Source organism: Amnimonas aquatica (genome assembly GCF_002943415.1).
In the GTDB taxonomy this organism is placed as follows: Bacteria; Pseudomonadota; Gammaproteobacteria; order Pseudomonadales; family Moraxellaceae; genus Perlucidibaca; species Perlucidibaca aquatica_A.
This window is the reverse complement of record NZ_PTQZ01000248.1, coordinates 1-2406: the sequence shown is the minus strand read 5'-3', so window position 1 is coordinate 2406 and position 2406 is coordinate 1. Positions and strand designations below refer to the sequence as shown.

2 protein-coding genes and 1 pseudogene are annotated in these 2406 nt (G+C 69.1%); 2 read left to right on the top strand and 1 reads right to left on the bottom strand.

The annotated features are described in order from the left end of the window. Positions 1–45 precede the first annotated feature (45 nt). On the bottom strand, positions 46–1143 hold the full coding sequence (locus tag C5O18_RS08635; RefSeq protein WP_158249316.1) for a helix-turn-helix domain-containing protein: 1098 nt from the start codon (positions 1141–1143) through the stop codon (positions 46–48). On the opposite strand from C5O18_RS08635, the pseudogene C5O18_RS08625 reads away from it, so the two are divergent. Both C5O18_RS08625 and C5O18_RS08620 read left to right on the top strand, forming a co-directional pair. After that, a pseudogene (locus tag C5O18_RS08625) lies at positions 1076–1992 on the top strand (metal-dependent hydrolase). The gene C5O18_RS08635 and the pseudogene C5O18_RS08625 overlap by 68 nt on opposite strands. Positions 1993–2097: 105 nt before the next feature. Beyond that, positions 2098–2406, top strand: a 309-nt coding sequence (locus C5O18_RS08620; protein ID WP_146089308.1) for an AraC family transcriptional regulator ligand-binding domain-containing protein, incomplete at its 3' end; no start/stop codon positions are given.

The following is a 2406-nucleotide window of genomic DNA, read 5'->3' as shown; positions in this document are numbered from 1 at the left end:
GCCAGGTCATCCAGAGGAAGACGCCGTTGTCGGAGGCTGTGCTGGTCATGACTGATCTCCTCTGCCGCTCCGCGCCGCCCGCCGGTACGCCGACGGCGGCATGCCCTGCCACTGGCTGAAGGCCCGCGTGAAGCTGCGGCGCTCGCTGAACCCCAGCTTGATGCCGATGCTGTCGATATCCAGCGTGCCCTCGCGCAGCATTTCGCAGGCCAGCTCGTGGCGCAGCCTGGCGACCAGGCCGGCATAGTCCTGCCCGGCCTCGCGGAGGCGGCGCTGCAAAGTGCGCGGGTGCAGGCGCAGCGCCGCCGCGAGGCCGGCCAGCCCCTCGCTGAACAGGGCCGGGCGCTGGCGCAGCAGGCGCTCCGCCTCTGCCACCAGCGACGGCGCCACGCCATCGCCGAGGATGTGCACGCGGATAGTCTCTTCGGCGCTGGCATTGGCCTGCGGCAGGCTGCCGGGCAACGCGCCGTCGAGCAGATGGCTGTCGCCGCGCAGGGTGTTGCGCGCGGCATGGAAGGTCACCGGACAGCCGAACCAGGCCTCGTAGTGCGCCGGATCGGCGAGCGGGCCGTGGCGGAACTCGACCTGGCGCACCACCGCCAGCTGCGGTGCCACCAGCCGGCCGATATGCACCGCCACCGCCGTCATGAGCTCGATAAGCAGGGGGTGGTCCGCGAGTCGCGGCTCCGCAGACGTCACCGCCGGATGCAGCCAGGCCTCCGGCGCCTGGTCGCGGATCTCGAAACGCAGGTCCGGGTGCACCAGCTCGGGCACCCACTCCAGCAGCCGGTGCAGCTGGCGCAGGTTGCGGGCGCTGGTCAGGAAGGCAGCCACCGCCGGCTGGCCGTCGAAATTGAACACCTCGGCCAGGGCGAACACGAAGCGCCCGCGCGTGGCCCGGCTCTCCAGCTGCTCCATGAGCGCGGCCAGCAGCGTCAGCGGCAGCAGCGGCGGCCGGCCTTCGCGGGTGTGCACGCCGAGGTCGAGCGCCGCCAGCACCGCCTTGAGGTCACTGCCGGTGCGCGCTGCCGCCGTGGTCAGCAGGCTGAGGAAATGGAGGCCGATCACCCGGCCCATGATGTCGCCATTTGATCCCTTGCTGTCGTCGCCTGATCCCTTGTCGCAGTCTCCGCCACCTAGCATGGATTCCGCAAGCACAACCACAACAACAGACCCGCTTCCGGAGAACGACATGACACGCCGCGAATACAAGGAAAACATCGTCGTGCGCAAGGACCTGGACTTCGGCCTGGACGCCGACGACATCCCCCGCTACTGGATGGACGGCGACGCCTTCCGCACCCGCCTCATGGACGCCGTGCAAGCCACCTTCCCGGATGGCGAACGCTATTTCATCTCCGCCGTGCGCGCCTTCCGCGACCGCATCNACGCCTGCGCCGCCAGGGCATAGACATCGACGCCTTCACCCGCCACACCCGGGCCATGTGCGACGGCCGCCTGCAAAAGCGCTCGCCGGAATACAACGTCGCGCTGACCGCCGCGCTGGAGCACTTCACCGCCATGATGGCCGATCTGTTCTTCGCCGAGAAGGAAGTGCTGGAAGGCGCCGACCCGCGCGTGCGCGCCATGTTCGCCTGGCATGCCATCGAGGAGATGGAACACAAGGCCGTGGCCTACGATGTCATGCAGAAGATCGCCGGCGTGGGCTACCTGACCCGCGTCACCGCCATGACCCACGCCACCCTCTCGTTCTCGCTGTTCACCCTGGTGGCGCCGTGGATCATGCTGGGCATGGACGGCCACAGCGTGCCCGAGCGCGTGCAGCTCTATCGCAAGGGACTGGGCTGGCTCATGGGTCCGCGCAAGGGCGTGTTCGGCCGACTGCTGCCCATGATCGCCAGCTACTACCGCCCGGGCTTCCACCCCAACCACCTGCCCACGGTGCATAATTACGAGGCCTGGGTGCAGGCTTTCGCGACCACGCGCGACACCGTCGCGGCGTCGGAGGCCATGCACCACGCGGCCGCCTGAACACGGCGGCGGCGCCCTCGCCGGGCAGCCGCCGCCTTGCATTTCGCCACGTCAGCTTCGATAGTCGCGGGGTACCGGGCCACACAAGAATTCAAGGAGCCCCCGATGACCGACGACGCCCATGTCCTGCACAGCCTGGCCATCAGCCAGGTCATGCTGCACTTCGCGGCGGCGCGGGGCGTGGATGCCGACACCTGCCTGCTCGGCACCGGCATCACCGAGGCCATGCTGCAGGACCCGGATGCGCTGATCGCGCCCGGTCAGGAAATGCGCCTGGTCGAGAACCTCATGCTGGCCCTGCCCGACACCCCGGCGCTGGGCTTCGAGCTGGGCCTGCACTACAACATCTCGACCTTCGGCACCTGGGGCTTCGCCATGCGCACCAGCCGCAACCTGCGCGAAGCCATCGGCCGG

Coding starts and splice junctions, on each gene's coding strand:
- C5O18_RS08635 (WP_158249316.1), bottom strand. CDS start 1,143: ATGCTAGGTGGCGGAGACTGCGACAAGGGATCAGGCGACGACAGCAAG.